General features: G+C 61.7%; 2 protein-coding genes. Both read right to left on the reverse strand.

Translation table 11 applies throughout. The features are described from left to right. A partial coding sequence (gene groL, locus AC0L16_RS33375; protein ID WP_473625775.1) for a chaperonin GroEL occupies positions 1–1,256 on the reverse strand: 1,256 nt, incomplete at its 3' end. A gap of 62 nt (positions 1,257–1,318) precedes the next feature. After that, a partial coding sequence (locus AC0L16_RS33380) for a co-chaperone GroES (protein ID WP_473625776.1) occupies positions 1,319–1,462 on the reverse strand: 144 nt, incomplete at its 5' end.

Here is a 1,462-nt window from a genome sequence, read left to right on the forward strand (position 1 = left end):
AGTGCGACGCCGCCGCCGGGAACGATGCCTTCTTCGACGGCCGCACGGGTCGCGTTGAGGGCGTCATCGACGCGGTCCTTCTTTTCCTTGACTTCGATCTCGGTCGCACCGCCGACGCGAATGACGGCAACGCCGCCCGCCAGCTTGGCGAGACGTTCCTGCAGCTTCTCCTTGTCGTAGTCCGATGTGGTCTCCTCGATCTGCTGCTTGATCTGGGCGACGCGGCCCTGGATCTCGGCCTTCTTGCCGGCACCGTCGACGATGGTGGTGTTCTCCTTGGAGATCGACACCTTCTTGGCGCGGCCGAGCATGTTGAGGCCGACATTCTCGAGCTTGATGCCGAGGTCTTCGGAAATGACCTGGCCACCGGTGAGGATGGCGATGTCTTCCAGCATGGCCTTGCGGCGATCACCGAAGCCCGGCGCCTTGACGGCGGCGATCTTCAGGCCGCCACGCAGCTTGTTGACGACCAGCGTGGCCAGGGCCTCGCCTTCGACGTCTTCCGAGATGATGACCAGCGGCTTCGAGGTCTGCACGACAGCCTCGAGGATCGGCAGCATGGCCTGCAGGTTGGAGAGCTTCTTCTCGTGGAGAAGGATGTAGGCGTCTTCCAGATCCGCAACCATCTTGTCGGCGTTGGTGACGAAGTACGGCGAGAGATAGCCGCGGTCGAACTGCATGCCTTCGACGACTTCGAGTTCGGTCTCGGCGGTCTTGGCTTCCTCGACCGTGATGACGCCCTCATTGCCGACCTTCTGCATCGCTTCGGCGATCATCGAGCCGACCGAAGCATCGCCATTGCCGGCGATGGTGCCGACCTGGGCAACCTCTTCCGAGGTCTTGATCTTCTTGGCGTTCTTGATCAGCGTCGAGACGACGTCGCTAACCGCGAGGTCGATGCCGCGCTTCAGGTCCATCGGGTTCATGCCGGCGGCAACCGCCTTGTGGCCTTCCTGGACGATCGACTGCGCCAGAACGGTCGCGGTCGTGGTGCCGTCGCCGGCGATGTCGTTGGTCTTCGAAGCGACTTCGCGGACCATCTGCGCGCCCATGTTCTCGAACTTGTCTTCAAGCTCGATTTCCTTGGCGACGGTGACGCCGTCCTTGGTGATGCGCGGTGCGCCGAACGACTTGTCGATGACGACGTTGCGGCCCTTGGGGCCGAGCGTGACCTTCACTGCGTCGGCGAGGATGTTGACGCCGCGCAGCATGCGCTCACGGGCATCGCGAGAAAATTTTACGTCTTTGGCAGCCATTTTTAGCTCCTGGCAGGGGCTTGAATTGAGCCCTGAGGTTTAAGTGATGGTGAGGCCGATATTCAGCCGATGATGCCCATTACGTCGGATTCCTTCATGATCAGAAGGTCTTCGCCATTGAGCTTGACTTCGGTGCCCGACCACTTGCCGAACAGGATGCGATCGCCGGCCTTGACGTCCAGCGGGACGAGCTTGCCGGCTTCGTC

It is taken from the genome of Mesorhizobium sp. WSM4848, from assembly GCF_055811375.1.